The 18,275-nt window shown below is 46.2% G+C and carries 20 protein-coding genes and 1 pseudogene; 8 read left to right on the top strand and 13 right to left on the bottom strand.

Features of this window, described 5'->3' with window-relative positions; genetic code table 11:
* Nucleotide 1: 1 nt before the first annotated feature.
* From LGT40_RS07880 to LGT40_RS07870, 3 genes are all read right to left on the bottom strand, one after another.
* Nucleotides 2–1,714: a proline--tRNA ligase gene (locus LGT40_RS07880; RefSeq protein WP_226070400.1), complete on the bottom strand. Its 1,713-nt coding sequence runs from the start codon at nucleotides 1,712–1,714 to the stop codon at nucleotides 2–4.
* A gap of 82 nt (nucleotides 1,715–1,796) precedes the next feature.
* Complete coding sequence (locus LGT40_RS07875; protein WP_226070399.1) at nucleotides 1,797–2,132, bottom strand: phenylpyruvate tautomerase MIF-related protein; 336 nt, start codon at nucleotides 2,130–2,132, stop codon at nucleotides 1,797–1,799.
* Between the two features lie 2 nt (nucleotides 2,133–2,134).
* Nucleotides 2,135–2,593, bottom strand: coding sequence for a DUF4124 domain-containing protein (locus LGT40_RS07870; RefSeq protein ID WP_226070397.1), 459 nt, complete (start codon nucleotides 2,591–2,593; stop codon nucleotides 2,135–2,137).
* 55 nt (nucleotides 2,594–2,648) lie between these two features.
* Between LGT40_RS07870 and LGT40_RS07865 the strand changes: the two genes are divergently transcribed.
* The gene (locus tag LGT40_RS07865; protein WP_226070395.1) at nucleotides 2,649–3,461 is read left to right on the top strand and encodes an RluA family pseudouridine synthase; all 813 of its coding nucleotides are present in this window, start codon (nucleotides 2,649–2,651) and stop codon (nucleotides 3,459–3,461) included.
* Between the two features lie 67 nt (nucleotides 3,462–3,528).
* Nucleotides 3,529–3,732 (top strand): hypothetical protein, encoded by a 204-nt coding sequence (locus LGT40_RS07860; protein WP_226070393.1) that lies wholly within the window; start codon nucleotides 3,529–3,531, stop codon nucleotides 3,730–3,732.
* On the opposite strand, the gene LGT40_RS07855 is transcribed toward LGT40_RS07860, so the two are convergent.
* The gene (locus LGT40_RS07855; protein ID WP_226070391.1) at nucleotides 3,729–5,048 is read right to left on the bottom strand and encodes an MATE family efflux transporter; all 1,320 of its coding nucleotides are present in this window, start codon (nucleotides 5,046–5,048) and stop codon (nucleotides 3,729–3,731) included. The two genes, LGT40_RS07860 and LGT40_RS07855, sit on opposite strands and share 4 nt — an antisense overlap.
* 110 nt (nucleotides 5,049–5,158) lie before the next feature.
* On the opposite strand from LGT40_RS07855, the gene LGT40_RS07850 reads away from it, so the two are divergent.
* From LGT40_RS07850 to clpA, 6 genes are all read left to right on the top strand, one after another.
* Nucleotides 5,159–5,953, top strand: a complete 795-nt coding sequence (locus LGT40_RS07850) for a sulfite exporter TauE/SafE family protein (RefSeq protein WP_226070389.1) — start codon at nucleotides 5,159–5,161, stop codon at nucleotides 5,951–5,953.
* 94 nt (nucleotides 5,954–6,047) lie between these two features.
* Nucleotides 6,048–6,575, top strand: a complete 528-nt coding sequence (gene ppa / locus LGT40_RS07845) for an inorganic diphosphatase (protein ID WP_226070386.1) — start codon at nucleotides 6,048–6,050, stop codon at nucleotides 6,573–6,575.
* Nucleotides 6,576–6,664: 89 nt separating this feature from the next.
* Nucleotides 6,665–7,507 carry a phosphoserine phosphatase SerB gene (gene serB, locus LGT40_RS07840; RefSeq protein ID WP_226070384.1) on the top strand — a complete coding sequence of 281 codons (843 nt, stop codon included), beginning with the start codon at nucleotides 6,665–6,667 and terminating at the stop codon, nucleotides 7,505–7,507.
* A gap of 62 nt (nucleotides 7,508–7,569) precedes the next feature.
* The gene (gene grxD / locus LGT40_RS07835; protein WP_014707423.1) at nucleotides 7,570–7,881 is read left to right on the top strand and encodes a Grx4 family monothiol glutaredoxin; all 312 of its coding nucleotides are present in this window, start codon (nucleotides 7,570–7,572) and stop codon (nucleotides 7,879–7,881) included.
* Between the two features lie 8 nt (nucleotides 7,882–7,889).
* On the top strand, nucleotides 7,890–8,216 hold the full coding sequence (gene clpS, locus LGT40_RS07830; RefSeq protein ID WP_226070381.1) for an ATP-dependent Clp protease adapter ClpS: 327 nt from the start codon (nucleotides 7,890–7,892) through the stop codon (nucleotides 8,214–8,216).
* A 32-nt stretch (nucleotides 8,217–8,248) separates the two neighbouring features.
* Nucleotides 8,249–10,498: an ATP-dependent Clp protease ATP-binding subunit ClpA gene (clpA, locus tag LGT40_RS07825; protein WP_226070380.1), complete on the top strand. Its 2,250-nt coding sequence runs from the start codon at nucleotides 8,249–8,251 to the stop codon at nucleotides 10,496–10,498.
* 368 nt (nucleotides 10,499–10,866) lie between these two features.
* Here the strand turns inward: clpA and cobO are convergent, their stop codons facing one another.
* The 9 genes and pseudogenes from cobO to LGT40_RS07780 form a co-directional block, all read right to left on the bottom strand.
* Entirely contained in the window at nucleotides 10,867–11,475 is a 609-nt protein-coding gene (gene cobO, locus LGT40_RS07820; protein WP_226070379.1) for a cob(I)yrinic acid a,c-diamide adenosyltransferase, read from the bottom strand.
* Nucleotides 11,476–11,482: 7 nt separating this feature from the next.
* A complete protein-coding gene (locus LGT40_RS07815; RefSeq protein ID WP_226070378.1) occupies nucleotides 11,483–12,205 on the bottom strand; it encodes an adenosylcobinamide-GDP ribazoletransferase in 723 nt (240 codons plus the stop codon).
* Nucleotides 12,202–13,263 (bottom strand): nicotinate-nucleotide--dimethylbenzimidazole phosphoribosyltransferase, encoded by a 1,062-nt coding sequence (gene cobT / locus LGT40_RS07810; protein ID WP_226070377.1) that lies wholly within the window; start codon nucleotides 13,261–13,263, stop codon nucleotides 12,202–12,204. Before cobT ends, LGT40_RS07815 begins: the two co-directional genes overlap by 4 nt.
* Nucleotides 13,264–13,782 carry a bifunctional adenosylcobinamide kinase/adenosylcobinamide-phosphate guanylyltransferase gene (gene cobU, locus LGT40_RS07805; RefSeq protein WP_226070376.1) on the bottom strand — a complete coding sequence of 173 codons (519 nt, stop codon included), beginning with the start codon at nucleotides 13,780–13,782 and terminating at the stop codon, nucleotides 13,264–13,266.
* The gene (locus LGT40_RS07800; RefSeq protein WP_226070375.1) at nucleotides 13,775–15,241 is read right to left on the bottom strand and encodes a cobyric acid synthase; all 1,467 of its coding nucleotides are present in this window, start codon (nucleotides 15,239–15,241) and stop codon (nucleotides 13,775–13,777) included. The genes cobU and LGT40_RS07800 overlap by 8 nt, the downstream gene beginning before the upstream one ends.
* On the bottom strand, nucleotides 15,238–16,227 hold the full coding sequence (cobD, locus tag LGT40_RS07795; RefSeq protein WP_226070372.1) for a threonine-phosphate decarboxylase CobD: 990 nt from the start codon (nucleotides 16,225–16,227) through the stop codon (nucleotides 15,238–15,240). The genes LGT40_RS07800 and cobD overlap by 4 nt, the downstream gene beginning before the upstream one ends.
* Nucleotides 16,220–17,128 (bottom strand): adenosylcobinamide-phosphate synthase CbiB, encoded by a 909-nt coding sequence (cbiB, locus tag LGT40_RS07790; protein WP_226070371.1) that lies wholly within the window; start codon nucleotides 17,126–17,128, stop codon nucleotides 16,220–16,222. Before cbiB ends, cobD begins: the two co-directional genes overlap by 8 nt.
* A complete protein-coding gene (gene bluB / locus LGT40_RS07785; protein ID WP_226070369.1) occupies nucleotides 17,125–17,787 on the bottom strand; it encodes a 5,6-dimethylbenzimidazole synthase in 663 nt (220 codons plus the stop codon). The genes cbiB and bluB overlap by 4 nt, the downstream gene beginning before the upstream one ends.
* Nucleotides 17,784–18,275 (bottom strand): annotated as a pseudogene (locus tag LGT40_RS07780) (cobyrinate a,c-diamide synthase); the annotation flags it as partial. The gene bluB and the pseudogene LGT40_RS07780, both read right to left, overlap by 4 nt.

The following is an 18,275-nucleotide window of genomic DNA, read 5'->3' as shown; positions in this document are numbered from 1 at the left end:
TTTATTGAGCTAACTTTTGTTGAATTGCTTCAAGCACATTATCCAAAGCAAATTCATCCGCTTCGCCTGTGGCACGATGTTTATATTCAATCACATCGTTATCCATACCGCGTTCACCGAGAATCAAGCGATGTGGAATTCCGATAAGCTCCATATCAGCAAATGCCACACCAGGACGCAAACCGCGATCATCGAGCAATACATCCACTCCGGCAGCCAGCAGCTGCTGATAAATTTCTTCGGCCTTATCACGAACACGTTGTGATTTATGGGCATTAACAGGCACTAAAACCACTTCAAATGGTGCAATCGCCTGGGGCCAGACAATGCCGCTTTCATCATTATGTTGTTCAATGGTTGCTGCGACCACACGTGAAACACCGATACCGTAACAGCCCATAGTGATGACCTGAGATTGTCCGGTTTCAGTTAATACCACTGCATTGAGTTTACTGCTGTAGTTTTCACCGAGCTGGAAGATATGACCCACTTCAATGCCACGCGCAATTTCCAATGTGCCCTTGCCATCCGGACTCGGATCACCAGCAACGACATTCCGTAAATCGGCTGTTTCTGGTTCAGGACAATCCCGGCCCCAATTGACGCCGGTCAGATGTTTTTCATCTTCATTTGCGCCACAGACAAAATCGGCGATATTTGCCGCCGCATGGTCGACAATCAGCGGAATGTTCAGGCCAACGGGACCGATGGAACCAATATTGGCGCCAGTAGCTTCGTGTACCTGTTCCGGCGTGACAAAAGTTAAAGGTGCAGCAATTAACGGATGTTTTTCTGCCTTGATTTCATTAAGTTCATGATCGCCACGCAATACCAAAGCGACAACACCGTTTTTCTCAGCGCCTTCTACAAGCAATGTTTTCAGGCACTGCGAAGCAGGTACTTTTAAAAAGCTGCTGACATCCTCAATGGTATGTTTTTGGGGAGTATCAACAATTTGCATAGCTGCACCAGGTGCAGGGCGCTCACCCACAGGCTTCACTGCTTCGGCTAATTCAACATTTGCGGCATAGTCACTGGCATTGCTAAATGCAATCGCATCTTCACCCGAACTGGCCAGTACATGGAATTCATGTGATGCGTTCCCGCCGATACTGCCGGTATCCGCCTGAACCGCACGGAAATTCAGGCCAATACGGTCGAATATGCGGGTATAGGCGGCATACATATCATCATAGGTTTGTTGTAAAGATGCCTGATCCACATGGAATGAATATGCATCTTTCATCAAGAATTCGCGGGCACGCATCAAACCAAATCGCGGACGGATTTCATCACGGAATTTAGTCTGGATCTGATAAAAATTTACGGGTAATTGTTTGTAGCTGCGAATTTCCTGACGGACCAAGTCGGTAATCACTTCCTCGTGGGTCGGGCCATAACAGAATTCACGCTGATGCCTATCGGTGATTCGTAGTAATTCAGGTCCATATTTTTCCCAGCGCTGACTTTCCTGCCACAGTTCTGCTGGTTGTACCGAAGGCATCAGTACTTCCTGCGCGCCAGCCCGGTTCATTTCCTCGCGCACTATGGCTTCGGTTTTTCGCAGTACCCGTAACCCCATCGGCAACCAAGTATACAGACCGGAGGCCAACCGGCGAATAAGCCCGGCTCGCAGCATCAATTGATGACTGACGATTTCTGCATCGGCAGGCGTTTCTTTTAAAGTGGAAATAAGAAGCTTCGAAGTACGCATGGAAAACGTGATTCCTGTTGTTTATTGTTATTGAATTCCAGTACTGCGCTGATAAGTATCAGCGCAGCCAGTTTGTTTAGTATTAAAAGGTACTGTGATCCCAGCCCCAGTTTTGCCGCTCAGCATCCGTCATGCTGATATAAGTCCTGCTGCCACTAACGCCAATCTGTTCCTCAATCATTGAACACAACGCAGCCGAGAAAGCTTTTCGGTCACTGGGGAGCCCCAAGGAACGATAATCGAGAAGCGCGGTTGGTTCAGTAGTGCCGCCAAAAGACATGGCGGTTTTGGATTCAACGGCAATCATGACATAGCTCTCAGGTTTACCTGAAGCTTGAGACACGGTCTTGCTGGCGGCTTTTAATAGGGCAGCTTCATCATGAATTGTTTGATTGGTCACAATATTTAAATAAGGCATGGTTAATTCTCCTGTTTGCAGAATTGCTTAACTTGCTGTTGTAACGTGTTAATTTTTTCCTGTCTCTCTTCTTCGGTAGGGCGAGTCACATTTCCCTGAGGATCCATCACTCGTCTGCCGGGATTATCCTGATATTGCTGTAAATTATATTGAGCAACACGACAGTTTTCTTCAAGAATTGCGGCGGCTTTCTGCGCTTGTGCCTGCCGTTTTTGCTGCTCATCACGCTCGGCATCTGCCGCTTTTTGCTGTTCAATCAATAATTCGATTTCTTTTTTTGCCGCTTTGGGATCGATGGTTGGAGGAGGTGGGGTTTCCATCTTTTCATAAGGCTTGTCCAAGGGGGGCGTCTGCGAATAGATGACTTCACCATCGTCATCAATCCACTTGTAGGCATCTGCCTGAACCGTCAAGGCAAACATTAAAGCAAGACAACCACCGAGTAATTGCGGTATAAACATCAGCGATACCTAATTAAATAAATCATTATTCTACGCCAAAGCACTATTTCATAAAATGTCTGATCATTCTGTTCGTTTCGAGTTAAAAATCCCGGTAGAGCAAGCCCCTGCAAATGCGATTGATTTATTGGCTGAACACAGTGTGCTTTCTCGCCAGCAAATCAAACAAGCCATGAGCAAGGGCGCCGTCTGGTTGCAAAAAGGCAAACGGACTCAACGGTTAAGACGTGCTACCAAAAGTCTGAATGTGGGAGAGGTTTTACGCATCTATTACGATAAGCATTTGTTGGATCAGATCCCCGAAGTTCCGCAGCTGCTGCATGACTTTGATGTTTACAGTGTCTGGTTTAAACCGTCGGGTATGCTGGCACAAGGCACAGAGTGGGGAGATCATTGCAGTTTGTTAAGGGTTGCAGAACTGGCTTTTGATAAACCCCGACAAAGTTTTCTGGTGCAACGCCTGGATCGTGAAGCTTATGGTTTGATGATTATTGCGCATCAGCAAAAAGCAGCGGCTCAGTTATCCACCATGTTCCAGCAAAGGAAAATTGAAAAACACTATGACATTCAGGTGGATGGAGAGGTGGAATGGCAAAAGCTGACGGTCAACACTCCGCTGGATGGCAAGCATGCGGTCAGTCATTTTGAAAAACGCACCTATGATGCACAACAAAACAGAACGCGGTTAGCCGTCTCCATTGAAACCGGTCGTATGCATCAAATCCGTCGTCATTGTGCTTCAATTGGCCATCCTGTCAGTGGTGACGCTCGTTACGGCAGAAAGCATGTCGATGGCTTACAGTTGAAAGCCAGTCGATTGGTGTTTGATTGTCCGCTTTTTCATAAAAAACAGATCTTTAGCTGCTGATACCAGATTGACAGCAACGAAATGGCGGCGTACAAGTCGATTATCGAAGCCAATGGAGATGTTAGTGATGAGCCAGACAGACCCACAATACATCCAGGATCCACAATCTTGCTCTTTTCATGGCGATGACGACCGTCGCCGATACCAACGCCGACAGAATATGGAACGACGACAACTGATTCGATTTGATTTGTCGCATGTCAAAAGACGTTCCGGTCAGGATCGGCGGGTTTTATCGGGCAATCTGAACCGAACTCGATCTTCTCATTAGGATGGATCCGCAAGTCGCATTATCCGATTAATATAAATACTCTGTGTAAGTCCTCTTGCAGCGAGGAAAATAATTAATGCGGCCCATAACCCGTGATTGCCAAAGGGTTGCAGCAGGTAAAACGCAGGCAGATAACAACATAATGCAGAAAATAGCATGGTATTACGCATTTCTCGACTGCATGTAGCGCCGACAAACAGGCCATCGAGTAAATATGACCATACCGCGATCAGCGGTGCGATAATCACCCAAAACAGGTGTATGCTTGCAAATTTAATCACCGCATCAATGCCGGTTAACAGCTGAATTATCGATGCCCCAAACAGCAGATAGGTCAACGAAAACAATATTGCCATTAACACGGACCAAAAAGCAGTCAAGCCAAGCGCTCTTCTCAACATGATGGGTGATTTACGGCCGATGGCTTTTCCAGTCAAAGCTTCGGTCGCATTAGCAAAACCATCCAATACAAACGCCATCAGCGTAATAAAATTCAGCAGCACACTGTTAGCCGCCAGCACGGTGTCACCCTGGCGAGCACCTTGGGTGGTAAATAAAGCAAAACAGCTGATAAGCAAAAAGGTTCTGATCATCACATTGCCATGCACATGTAAGCCTTTCCAACTGTCTTGCAACACTTTCTGGCTGAGCGATAAATGTATACCGGCTTTATTCACACCATAGTATTTGAGCAGAAGCAATCCGGTAATTAAGCCACTGTATTCAGCGAGCACTGAGGCTAAAGCAACGCCATCAACGTCCATACCAAAGCCCAGTACAAAAAGGGCATCGAGGAGAATATTACTGATATTGATGACCAAAACCATCAATAGAGCCGCTTTGGATGCTTCACGACCAATCAGCCAACCCAGAATAGCGTAATTCACCAGTGTGGCTGGCGCACTCCATATACGAATATCAAAGTAAACAGCGGCAAATTGTTCAACGCTGCCGCTGCTATCGACAATCTGTAGTGCAACTTGGCGAATCGGATACTGTAATAGCAGCAAAAACAAAGCAATGGTTAAGGCTAGCCAGATAGATTGCATTAATACCGCCTGCATTTTTGCGGTACTATTTTCGCCATAAGCCTGTGATGTCAGACCAGTAGTAGCCATTCTGAGAAAGCCAAAGCCCCAGAAAACAAAGGTAAAAATCATACTGCCTATGGCGACAGCACCAAGGTAATGCGCGGCGCTGAGATGGCCGACCATTGCGGTATCGACCATGCCTAATAGGGGAGTCGAAATATTGGCAATAATCATTGGCCCGGCAATACGCCAAACCTGGCGGTGCGTTACAGTGTTATCTGTCAAAACTTATCCAGTAAATATAGCCTGCACAGGCAAGCGGTAATGATTAAAAATCTGTGGGAAAGTTCATGATTCTAGCGAAAAATGTAATCAGGCTCAGGAAATAAACATCTATGTGGATTGAATGGTTCAGCTATATGGCCGCGGGAATGGTGGCTGGAACACTTGCAGGACTTTTTGGCATTGGGGGCGGGCTGGTGATCGTGCCAGTATTGGTCTGGTTGTTCAGTAAACAAGCTTTGCCTGTTGAATATCTAATTCATATGGCGGTAGCGACATCCTTAATGACGATTGTTGTGACTTCCTTATCCTCGATCTATGCACATTGGCGCTTAGCTAATATTTCGATGCTGGCGGTTCGGCGATTAGTGCCTGGGCTTGTTCTGGGCGCATTCAGTGGCGCATTGCTTGCCAGTGTTATAAGTGGTGAAAAGTTACAGATTTTTTTTGCATTGTTTGCGTTAATGATGGCTCTGCGCATATGGTTACCCAATAGTAAAGCAGCCTATCCGGTATTGTTAAATCGCTTACCTGCAACCACTTATGGTTTATTAAGTGGTGTCATCAGTGCATTGGTGGGTATTGGCGGGGGAACAATGATTGTTCCTTATTTGCTTATGGCTCGTCTTAGCATTCAACAGGCGATAGGCTCTGCTGCATGCACTGGTTTGCCTATTGCGATTTCTGGGGTCATTGGCTTTATTGTTTTTGCGCCCGATGAAATCAGCCAACAATCTGATTGGCAAACCGGCTTTGTTCATTGGCAGGCATTTTTTGGCATCATTGCCACCAGTATAATTTTTGCCCAAATTGGTGCCAGAATCGCTAAAAAAATCCCCTCGCATTGGTTGCGACGAATGTTTTCATTATTACTTATTGGTGTGGCGCTGTTTTTTTTCAGTCGGTAGCTTATTGTGACTTCAACTTTGATGGTGGCGTGGTTTCTTTTATAATTGCCGAGTTTATTCATTCCCCTAAACTAATTATTGGAGCAATCGCTTTATGAACCTTGACCGAGTCGGCCCGGGCAGCAATCTGCCAGAAGATATCAACGTTATTATCGAAATTCCTGCAAATGCCAATCCGGTTAAATATGAAGTCGATAAAGCGACTGGCGCTTTGTTTGTTGATCGTTTTATGAACACCGCTATGTTCTATCCTGCCAATTATGGTTATGTTCCCAACACCTTGTCGGATGATGGAGATCCAGTAGACGTGCTGGTTATTACCCCCTTTCCTTTGATTAATGGTTGTGTAGTAGCATGCCGCCCAGTCGGTATGCTGAAAATGACAGATGAAAAAGGTGAAGACGCAAAAGTTGTAGCGGTACCTCATGATAAAATGTACGACAACGTCAAAGATATTAAAGATGTCCCCGAGTTTTTATTAAATCAGATTGCCCATTTCTTTGAACATTACAAAGATCTGGAGAAAAATAAGTGGGTCAAAATTGAAGGTTGGGAAGGTATTGATGCCGCTAAACAGGAAATTGTTGACAGCGTAGCGCGCTACCAGAACGACGCGAAATAATTATCATTGAGTTGATTAAAATATTGTTGTTGTACACGGCGAACTGACGTAAGTCAGTTCGCCGTTTGTCATTTTAAGGCGAGAAAAACATGACACAGATCATTCTGCAGGGACCTCAGTTAAATCAGGCATTAGCCAATGAAATTGCTGAAAAATTAGCGGGCCAATGTACGTGGCGGGAAAGTTACGCTCTGATCGAAAATACCCAGCATGCGGATTTAAGGATGTTACGCCAACAATACATGGTTGATATGAATGTGCTGCCGGCAGAATTCAATGGTAAAAATTGTCGTTTGCTGGTGATGGATATGGATTCCACCTTAATTACGATTGAGTGTATTGATGAAATCGCTGATTTTATGGACATCAAGCCCCAGGTTGCCGCTATTACTGAATCCGCCATGCGTGGAGAAATAGATTTTGAAACATCACTCAAACAACGTGTCGCCCTGCTAAAGGGATTGCCAGTAGAAATGCTTGATCGTGTTTATAACGAACGACTGATGCTCAATCCTGGTGCAGAGGTGATGTTAAAAACGGTGCAACAAGCCGGAATAAAAACAGCATTGGTCTCCGGAGGTTTTACGTTTTTTACCGATAAACTGAAAAAACGGTTGAATCTGGATTTTACCCAAGCCAATGTGCTCGAGCATGACAATGGTTATCTGACCGGTAACGTCACAGGGGATATTTGTGGTGCACAGGCTAAGGCTGATTTTTTAATTAAATGTTGTGATGAAATCAACATCGATAAAAAGCAGAGCATTGCTATTGGTGATGGTGCCAATGATCTGTTGATGATGGCTGAAGCTGGTATGAGCGTGGCCTATCATGCGAAACCCAAAGTGCAGGAAGCGGCTGATACAGCATTGAATTATTGTGGTCTTGAAGGAGTGTTAGGACTATTGCAACGACCTTTATCAAAGGCGTAATCTTGAATTAACAGCAGGTGCCCCCATCTGCTACAACTAACCAAATCAAAGAGGTAATAACGATGGATATTATGGAACGCATTAAGCAGGCGATTGAATCAAACCCGGTTATTCTGTTTATGAAGGGCACGCCTGAATTTCCACAATGCGGATTTTCCAGTCGCTCATCACAAGCGCTGACTGCCTGTGGCTCAGAATTTGCTTATGTTAATGTACTGGCCGACCCTGAAGTTCGTGAAAATCTTCACCGTTATGCTGACTGGCCAACGTTCCCTCAGCTGTACATTAATGGTGAATTAATTGGTGGATGTGACATTATTATGGAACTGTATGAGAACGGCGAACTCAAACAAATGGTTGAAGCAGCGAGTTGATTTTTGCGATGGCAGAAAAACGTGATCAAGATTGGCAGGCTGAACATGGCTTTGCGGTTGCGCCATCTAAACCTGACTTAAAACAACCACCGAAATACCGGGTAATCATGATGAATGATGATTACACGCCAATGGATTTTGTGGTTGAGGTTTTGGAGACTTTGTTTGATATGGGACGTGAACGTGCCACACGAACCATGTTGCAAGTGCACACAGAAGGACAGGCTTTGTGCGGGATCTTTACCTTTGAGATCGCAGAAGCCAAAGTGGAGCAAGTAAACAGTTATGCCCAACGACATGGGCATCCCTTACAGTGCACCATGGAACAGGAATGAGATGGCTGCAACGACAATAGGCGGATAGCAATATGCTGAGTAAAGAACTTGAACACACGCTGAGTCAGGCATTCAACTATGCTCGACAAAGATCCCATGAATTTCTGACAGTGGAACATCTATTGTTAGCACTATTGGAGAACGGACAGGCGTTGGCCGTACTCAAAGCCTGCGAGGTGGATATCAACGCCTTGCGTCAGGATCTGACCGATTTTCTTGCTGATAATCTGCCGACTCTGGCTGAAGACAGTGACCGTGAAACTCAGCCAACTTTAGCTTTTCAACGCATTTTGCAGCGTGCAGTTATGCACGTGCAATCATCTGGTGGCGAAGAGGTGACCGGTGCCAATGTATTGGTTTCAATTTTCTCTGAGCAGCAATCTCAAGCGGTTTATCTGTTACAAAAGCAGGATGTCAGTCGACTGGATGTGGTCAACGCTATCAGTCACGGTGGTATTGAAAATCTGGCAGAAGAAACCAAAAGTGAAAAAATCGAAGTTGAAGAGGGAAACTCTGAGAGTAAAAGCCCATTAGCCCTCTATGCTACCAACCTCAATGCTGAGGCCAAGCTTGGTCGAATTGATCCGTTAATTGGCCGTGCCAATGAGATTGAACGTACTTTGCAGGTGCTCTGCCGTCGACGCAAAAACAATCCTTTGTTTGTGGGTGAAGCAGGTGTTGGTAAAACCGCGCTGGCAGAAGGTCTTGCCAAACGTATCGTTGATGGTGATGTACCCGAAGTGCTGGAGCAGGCCGTGGTTTATTCACTGGATATGGGCGCTCTGGTTGCCGGTACCAAATACCGTGGTGATTTCGAAAAACGTCTGAAAGGTCTGTTACGTGAGATCAAGCAGCAGGAACATGCCATTCTGTTTATTGACGAAATCCATACAATGATTGGTGCGGGGAGTGCAGGCAATAGTGCAATGGACGCGGCGAATCTGCTGAAACCATTATTAGCAAACGGTGAGTTGAAATGTATTGGCTCAACCACGTATCAGGAATATCGCAGTATTTTTGAACATGATCGTGCCCTGGCGCGACGTTTTCAGAAAATTGATGTGCCTGAACCTTCTGTTGCTGAAACGATTGAAATTCTCAAAGGTTTAAAACCCGGCTTGGAATCACACCACAATGTGCGCTATTCCAATGCGGCAATTGAGCAGGCAGCAGAACTTTCAGCCCGTCATATTAACGATCGTTATCTGCCAGATAAGGCGATAGATGTTTTGGATGAGGTGGGTGCAGCTCAACGTATTTTGCCAAAATCAAAACGTAAAAAAATGATTGGTGTACAGGATGTACAACAAATTGTTGCCAAGATTGCCCGTATACCTGCGAAGACGGTTAGCAATGCAGACAAAGACAATTTACGTAATCTTGAGCCGAACCTTAAGCATGTTATTTTTGGACAGGATGACGCGATTTCTGCATTGAGCTCTGCGATTAAAATGGCGCGATCCGGGTTGGGTCATCCCGAAAAACCAACTGGTGCTTTCCTGTTTGCCGGTCCAACTGGGGTAGGTAAAACAGAAGTTACCCGGCAGTTGGCCCATATTCTGGGTGTTGAACTGATCCGCTTTGACATGTCGGAATACATGGAACCACATACCGTTTCTCGTCTGATCGGCGCACCGCCAGGTTATGTCGGCTTCGATCAGGGTGGTTTGTTAACCGACGCTATCATTAAACAACCTCATGCTGTATTGCTGCTGGATGAGATCGAGAAAGCACATCCTGATGTATTTAATCTGCTTTTGCAGGTTATGGATCACGGCACGCTAACCGATAATAACGGTCGTAAGGCAGACTTCCGCCATGTTGTACTGGTGATGACCAGTAATGCCGGTGCTCAGGAAATGGGGCGCAGTTCAATTGGGTTTACCAAGCAGGAACATTATATGGATGGTACGGAAGCATTAAAACGTGCTTTCTCACCGGAGTTCCGGAATCGTCTGGATGGCATTATTCAATTCCAACCACTGAGTAAAGAAGCCATTTTGCGTGTTGCTGATAAGTCGGTACTTGAACTGGAAATGTTACTACAAGATAAAAATGTCACTATTGAAATCGATAATGATGCTCGTGAATGGCTGGCAGAGCATGGTTATGATGTGCAAATGGGGGCAAGACCAATGGCGCGTCTGGTACAGGAAAAAATCAAACGTCCGTTGGCCGATGAATTATTGTTCGGTCAACTCAGTGATGGTGGCCATGTAAGAGTTATCCTGAAAAATGATGAACTGGTATTGGACATCGTCAAAGAAACTGAGCCGGTTTAATATTGCAAACAATAAACCCGGTAGTGACATAACGCACTACCGGGTTTTTTTTATATCCAAATCGCCGACGAATCCCGATAACAGCATTACTTAATACCGGCAAGTTATTCACCTGTTTCACAATTTCTTCACTTAATTCAATAAGAGATATCGCTAACTAACTGATTACGTTGAGTGTATTCATAAGTGATTGAGTTATAACGGTTTAATGTGATTGATTGTTTTTTAACCATTTTGAGCAGAGTGTTTAAATATGAAGAGCTTAGGAACTAACTCAAAAGTTAAGCACAGAGTTATCCACAGAAATTGTGAGTAACTTTACCGTTTGATGACACAGCAAAAAGCAAGCCAAAAACCTCAAAAAAACTTTAGAGCTCTATGCCTTTTTGAGCACGGATACCATCGCGAAACGCATGTTTGACATCTTCAATCCGGCTGACGGTATCGGCTGCTTCAATGATGCTGTCCGGCGCTCCGCGACCGGTAATAATCACATGTTGCATTGCCGGGCGAGCAGCCAAATCAGCTATTACTTTATCTGCATCCAAATATTTCATTTTCAGGACAATATTCAGTTCATCCAGCAAAATCACGTTAATACTGTCGTCCTGTAACATGTTTTTAACAATTTCCCAGCCAGCTTCTGCTGAAGCTTTATCCTGTTCTAGATTTTGGGTGTCCCAGGTAAAACCATCCCCGACAACGTGATAACTGACCTGCTCTGGAAAGCGACGATAGAAAGCTTCTTCGCCAGTACTCATCGCGCCTTTGATAAATTGCACAATGCCAACTTTCATATCATGGCCCAGCGCTCTGGCAATCATGCCAAAACCGGATGAACTTTTACCTTTGCCGTTGCCAGTTATACACAGCAATAAACCTTTATCCTTAGTGGCTTTCTGGATCTTCTGATCGACAACTTCCTTGTGACGTTGCATGCGATCTTTATGGCGTTGGCTTTTCTCAGAATCAGTCATAAATTTCCTAAAATAAAACAAAAAATATCAGTAACGCCGCTTCCAGCAGTTCCACCATTGCGCCCGCAGTATCACCGGTAAACCCATTTAATCGACGCTCCATCAGATAGCGTAGCAACAGAAAAACCAATAAGCCAAACAACAGGGGGAACAGGCCGATACTGAATAAGGCTAATACACCAACGATGAGCATAAGGCGTCGCGTATGTATTGCGGATTGCTGTTGTTTGAGAATACTGCCCAAACCACGGGGCCGCACATAGTCAGTAGTTAAAAATAATAATGGTAAAGCGGTGCGGGCCAGTATCACAGACCAGATTAATTCCCAGCAGTTCTGCTGGCTGAGTAAAACCGTCAGCATGACAAACTTAATTAACAGTACTAAAACAATTGTCACTACTGCAATGGGACCGGCTGCAGGGTCTTTCATTATTAACAAGGTTTTGGCTTTATCGCCAATACCCCCTAACCAGGCATCGGCACTGTCGGCCAAACCATCAAGATGTAATGCACCTGAAAGTGTGACCCAGACTGTTAAGACCAAAATGGCAGAGACCATGGGTAATTGAGCGTTGAGACTCCAGGCAAGCAGACCTAACACGAGACCGATTAGCAAACCGACCACTGGATAAAACAACAATGAATGACCGATTTCTTTATCAGTCAATGTACCCTTCAGTTGAACGGGTAGAATTGTTAAAAACTGCAACGCTATCAGAAAAGACTTCATTCGCTTATGGCTCCTTCGATAGCTGCTTCTTCAAAAGTTGCCATTTGATTGTGCAGGGCGCAGGCCATTCTTAATAACGGGATAGCAACGGCTGCACCACTGGCTTCGCCCAACCGCATACTAAAATTGACTAAAGGTTTTGCATCCATGGCCTGTAAAACGGCGCTATGTCCAGGTTCGGCGCTATGATGGCTGAAGATAAACCACTGCTGACTTCCCGGAGAGATTTGTTCAGCACATAAAGCAGCCACGCTGCTGATGAATCCATCAATCACCACCGGCAGACCCGTTTTGGCACAGTGCAGATAACTGCCGACCATTGCTGCGATTTCAAAACCGCCGAGATAGCGCAAAGTGGCCAATGGTGAATCCAGATGATCTTTATGTAATGACAGAGATTCTTGAATGACGCTGGCTTTATGTAAAACGCCCTCGGCAGTTAAACCTGTTCCGGGACCAGCCAATTTACTGGCAGGAAGATTCAACAGGGCACAGGCCATGGCACTGGCTGCTGTGGTATTACCAATACCCATATCACCGGCAATATAGATCTGGCTACCGTTCTGCAGGCAGCATTCAACATTATGCCGCCCAATCAGCATCGCTTGTTCGCATTCGGCTTCACTCATTGCCGCTTGTTGATAAAAATTAGCGGTACCACTGGCGACTCGAAGATCCTGCACGCCTTTAATTTCTTCCAACTCACCAACAATGCCCACATTAATGACGTCCAGTGAGGCACTTAAATGTTTTGCTAATACGCTAATAGCCGCACCACCAGAAGCAAAATTACGGATCATCGCGGCGGTAACGGATTGTGGATAGGCTGAAATGTTTTCTGCCATCACCCCATGATCGGCTGCATAAACTGTAATGTGTACATGCTCGGCTTGTGGTTTGTCAGCTTGCATGGCAGCAAGTTGTATTGCCAGTTGTTCGAGTTGGCCTAATGAGCCTGCCGGTTTGGTCAGCTGGTTTTGTCGAACGCGCGCCTGATCAGCGGCCTGAGTATTCAATGGTTTGACCGGTTGAGTTAACCAGTGTTTGAAATCAATCATTCAGTTTCCTTTCAAGGCATGCGGCAAACCCGCCACGGTCAGGATGACATTATCCATCTGTATCGCCAGTTGCTGATGCAAACGACCGGCTTCATCACAAAAACGTCGGGTCAATTCACCCATCGGCACAATACCCATACTGGTTTCATTACTGACCAGAATGATGTCAGCCTGCAGCGTTGGCAGAGTCTCAAGTAATCGTTGGGTTTCAGTATTTAGTAAGTTTTCGTCATCAGCGAGTAACAGATTGGTCAGCCATAACGTCAGGCAATCCACCAAAAAGCATTTATCTGTATCGTCGTGTTGTTGCAATGCAGCGGCAAGATTGAGTGGCACTTCGACTGTGGTCCAGTGAGTCGGGCGCTGTTGTTGATGTAATGCAATACGCTGCTGCATTTCTTTGTCATCAGCACGGGCCGTCGCCACATAGCAAACTGCCAATTCGGTATTGATAGCACGCTGTTCAGCCAGTCGGCTTTTACCGGATTTTACGCCGCCGAGGATCAGGGTTTTAGCCATTTTCTGCCTTTAAAATAGTCAGTAGTGCTGAAGTATCCATATGCTGTTCAACCATCTTTGCCAGACGTTCAATATCCGCTTCACGCAAAGCATGATAATCCGGACTGCTGACGTTATTCAGTCCAGCCCATTGCAGCAGTGCATCACAACTCGTCTGCTGTTCAAATAACCCATGCAGATAAGTGCCGATAATCTGATTATCTTCGCTGATCGCTCCATCCGGACCATGCGATAAATGTAGCAGCGGACGTAACAAGGCTTTGCCTTCACTGACACCGGCATGAATTTCGTAGCCACTGATAGCAGCATTATTAAGTAATAATTGTCCCTGATTTTGCCGTAATTGTTTCTTGTTATGCAGGGTCGTGTGCATATCCAGTAAGCCCAGGGCTTTTTTGCAAGTGCCAGGCGAACCTTCAACACCTGTTGGATCATCAATCTGCTGACCCAGCATTTGAAAACCACCACAAATCCCCAGCAGTTTGCCACCGTAACGCAGATGTTTTTGAATTGCTGCAGGCCAGCCTTGCTGTTCAAGCCAGTACAGATCAGCGCTGACATGTTTGCTGCCCGGCAGAATGATCAAATCCGCTGGCGGTATCGGTGAATCCGGACCGATAAATTGCAAGTTTACGTTTGGGTGCAGGCGCAATGGATCCAGATCGGTATGATTACTGATACGAGGCATGACCGGCACAATAACGTTCAGCACCTTTCCGGCTTTTTCTACCTGTGTAATATTAATCGCATCCTCAGCTTCCAGATGCAGCCCATGCAGATAGGGCAACACGCCCAGAACAGGTTTGCCAGTACGTTTTTCCAGCCAGTCCAGACCAGATTGCAATAAACTGATATCGCCTCTGAAGCGATTAATCACAAAGCCTTTAACCCGTTGTTGTTCAGAATCTGACAAAAGATCCAAAGTACCGACCAAGTGGGCAAATACCCCACCACGATCAATATCAGCCACCAGAATCACCGGACAATCGACGGCCTCAGCAAAGCCCATATTAGCAATATCGCGATCCCGTAGATTAATCTCTGCGGGTGAACCGGCACCCTCAACCATCACCACATCGTATTGATTAATCAGACGTTGATGAGATTCCAGTACTGCCGCCATCGCAGTTTGTTTATAGTCGTGGTAAAACCGCGCATCCATATTGGCAATGGCTTTGCCATGAATAATGACCTGAGCCCCAGTGTCACTGTTTGGTTTCAGTAAAACCGGATTCATATCTGTATGGGGAGGCAGATTACAAGCCTGGGCTTGAACCGCCTGAGCACGACCTATTTCACCACCTTCAGCAGTGACAGCACTGTTGAGAGCCATGTTCTGAGGCTTAAACGGTACGACAGAATAATCCCGCTTCACCAGCCAACGACATAACGCGGTGACCAGTGTACTTTTTCCGGCATCTGAGGTGGTGCCTTGCACCATCAAGGTTTTGGCTGTCATTTTGTTATAACCTGTTGCAATGCCTTTTCCAGTCGTAACCAGTCGCTTTCTGAAGCGGGCAGGCCAAAGCGTAACGCAACCGGGTTATCAAATAATCTGCAGAGGATGCCTTGTTCAGCTAATTGATGATGGATATGTGGAGCCTGATTGGTTTTAACCCATTGAAACAAAGCACAACCACCTGTTGGACGAAGCTGATAATCCGTCAGCAGTTGGGTCAACCTTGCAGCGCTTTGGGGTAGCAGCTGACATAACTGTTGTTGCCAGTGGCGATCTGCCAGAGCCTGAGCCGCAACCCAACGTGATACCGAAGCAATACTCCAGGGTCCCATCTTTTCATTGAGGAGGGACAACATATCAGGATGTGCAATCACAAAGCCTACCCGCAAACCTGCCAAGCCAAAAAACTTTCCTAACGAACGTAAAATAATCAACCCTGGCTGAACCGGAAAAGACGCCAGACTTTTTTGGGCAGTCACATCGATAAAAGCTTCATCAACAATCAACCAACCGTTGCGGGAAAGCAAAAGGCGATGCCAGTTTAACAAACGTTCTGTACTGAAGGTTTCACCACTGGGATTGTTTGGGTTTATCACAATCACCACGTCAAACTGATTGATCTGTTGCTCCAGTTCAACACTTTCCAGCGCTACCACCTCATGTCCTGCCTGTTGCCAGCAATGGCAATGCTCTTCGTAAGCAGGTGACAGTATCGCAACACGACAGGCTGTTCTTAATGTTGGCAACAGCTGTATAGCAGCCTGCGACCCAGCAACCGGCAGAATATGCTCACATTGATAATATGTTTTAGCCCGGACGATTAAATCATCTTCATTTTCAGGCAACCTTGCCCAAATTTTTGCAGGGATCTGTCCTGGAACTGGCCAGCCGTTGGGGTTAATACCAGTAGACAGATCCAGCCAATCATTGGTGGCAATGCCATATTGTTTGGCATAAGCGTGAATTCTACCGCCGTGATTAAGCATAAATGATCCCCGTAATAATCCCTATAACGGAAAGCCATAACAACACACTGTTCGACACTAATCTTAGAGCACGCCCAATATCGTTTGCTTCAGCCGAATTTGATGTGCCAAGCTGCGGACGTTGATGCCATTCGCCGTGATAACGAGCGGCTCCACCGAGTTGAACATCCAAAGCGCCGGCACCACTGGCCATGACTGGTCCAGCATTTGGGCTATCCCATAATGGCGCCTGTTGTCGCCAACATGATAGCGCTTTGCGTATGTTTCCAAGCACAGCATAACTCAGGGCGGTTAGTCGCGCCGGGACATAATTCAATACATCATCCAAGCGGGCTGCTGCCTTGCCAAAATAGAATAACCTGGGTGTCCGATAGCCCCACATGGCATCCAGCGTATTAACCAGACGGTAGGCGACCGCTCCGGCTGCACCACCGATAACAAACCAGAAAAGCGTGCCAAAAACCGCATCGTTACCATTTTCCAGCACGGATTCAATGGTCGCTTTATTGACATCAATATGATCTTTATCCCGACTGACAATGCGGCTGGTCAATGTTCTGGCAAGTTCGATATCGCCTTGTTGCATGGCCTGCAGGATAGGTCGTGCATGATCAAAAAGACTGCGATGACCCAGGCACAGCGTTAATAGCACAACGGAAAACAAGGCTCCCCAAAATGGAATCTGGCTGATCAAATAAGTAATAACAGTAATAGGGGCAATACAAAGGGCCAATGCCAGCATGCCGGCAAAAAACTGAAGCAATCGATGTTGGTTGGCTTGATTGAAACGAGCTTCGATTTTATTCGCCAAAGTGCCAAACCCGACCAGTGGGTGCAACCTTTTCGGTTCGCCGACTAACCAGTCAATGATGAGTGCACTGAGCATGATAATAAAGGTCATGGTTTGGCTTTGATTTCCCAGCGGTTTTCAAAGATAAGCTCTTCCATAGGTTGTCGTTGTCGCCAGTTTTCCTGCTCCAGCATGGGCTTTTGATAAAACGCATCGACATGACCCAAACACAAGATAGCTACCGGACAGGCTCCATCAGGAATCCTCAATAGCTCTGCTAATTTTTGGGGATCAAATAACGAGACCCAACCCATGCCCAAACCTTCAGCACGGGCAGCCAGCCACATATTCTGAATGGCACATGATACTGATGCCAGATCCATTTCCGGCAGGGTGCGGCGACCAAAAATGTGCGGCTCACGATTATCCATGAGTGATACCACAATCACTTCAGCACAATCCTTAATGCCTTCGACTTTCAGACGCAGAAATTCCGTTTCACGCTCACCTAAGGCTTTTGCGGTCAGCACTCTTTCATTTTCAACGATTTGATGGATTGCGTTACGGATGGTGGTATCGGTAATCCGAATCATCCGCCAGGGTTGCATCAGTCCCACGCTGGGAGCCTGCCAGGCTGCTTGAAACAAACGCTGCAGGATATCCTGATCGATGGGCTCAGTAATAAAATGCCGCATATCCCGACGCTCACCAATGGCGCGATAAACCGCTTCACGATCCTGTTCATTAAAACGGTATTTATCCTGGCTCATGGGGTAAACCAGCGGGCAATCAGCTCAGGGGAAGAGGGGAAATAAAAGTGAATATAGCTGGCGGTAAGACGCTGGTGCTGGAACACGGCCTCACGGACCTGATTACCATTCGGGCATTCGGCATAGACGATGGCCTCAGGCTGATTTTCCAACAAGGAATGGTGGTAGGTGTGGCCACGTAAAATGTGATTATCCTGAGTGACTTGTTGTAGAGCCAAGGCTGTCAGTCTGGCTTGTAATCTGGCATCCGCCGCCAGCACGCCACACATTTCAGCTTGTTGGCCATGCTTATCGGTTAATGTACGGCACAAATACAGCATGCCACCACATTCAGCCACACCCGGTTTATTGGCATTAATGTGTTCACATATTGCCTGACGCATCGACATATTTTGACTGAGCGTTTCCAGATGCAGTTCAGGGTAACCACCGGGCAGATAAAGGCTATCGACCTCAGGCAGCGCTGTATCCATTAACGGTGAAAAAAA

The organism is Methylophaga pinxianii, from assembly GCF_020447225.1.
GTDB lineage: Bacteria > Pseudomonadota > Gammaproteobacteria > Nitrosococcales > Methylophagaceae > Methylophaga > Methylophaga pinxianii.
This window is presented reverse-complemented; position numbering and strand designations above follow the sequence as displayed.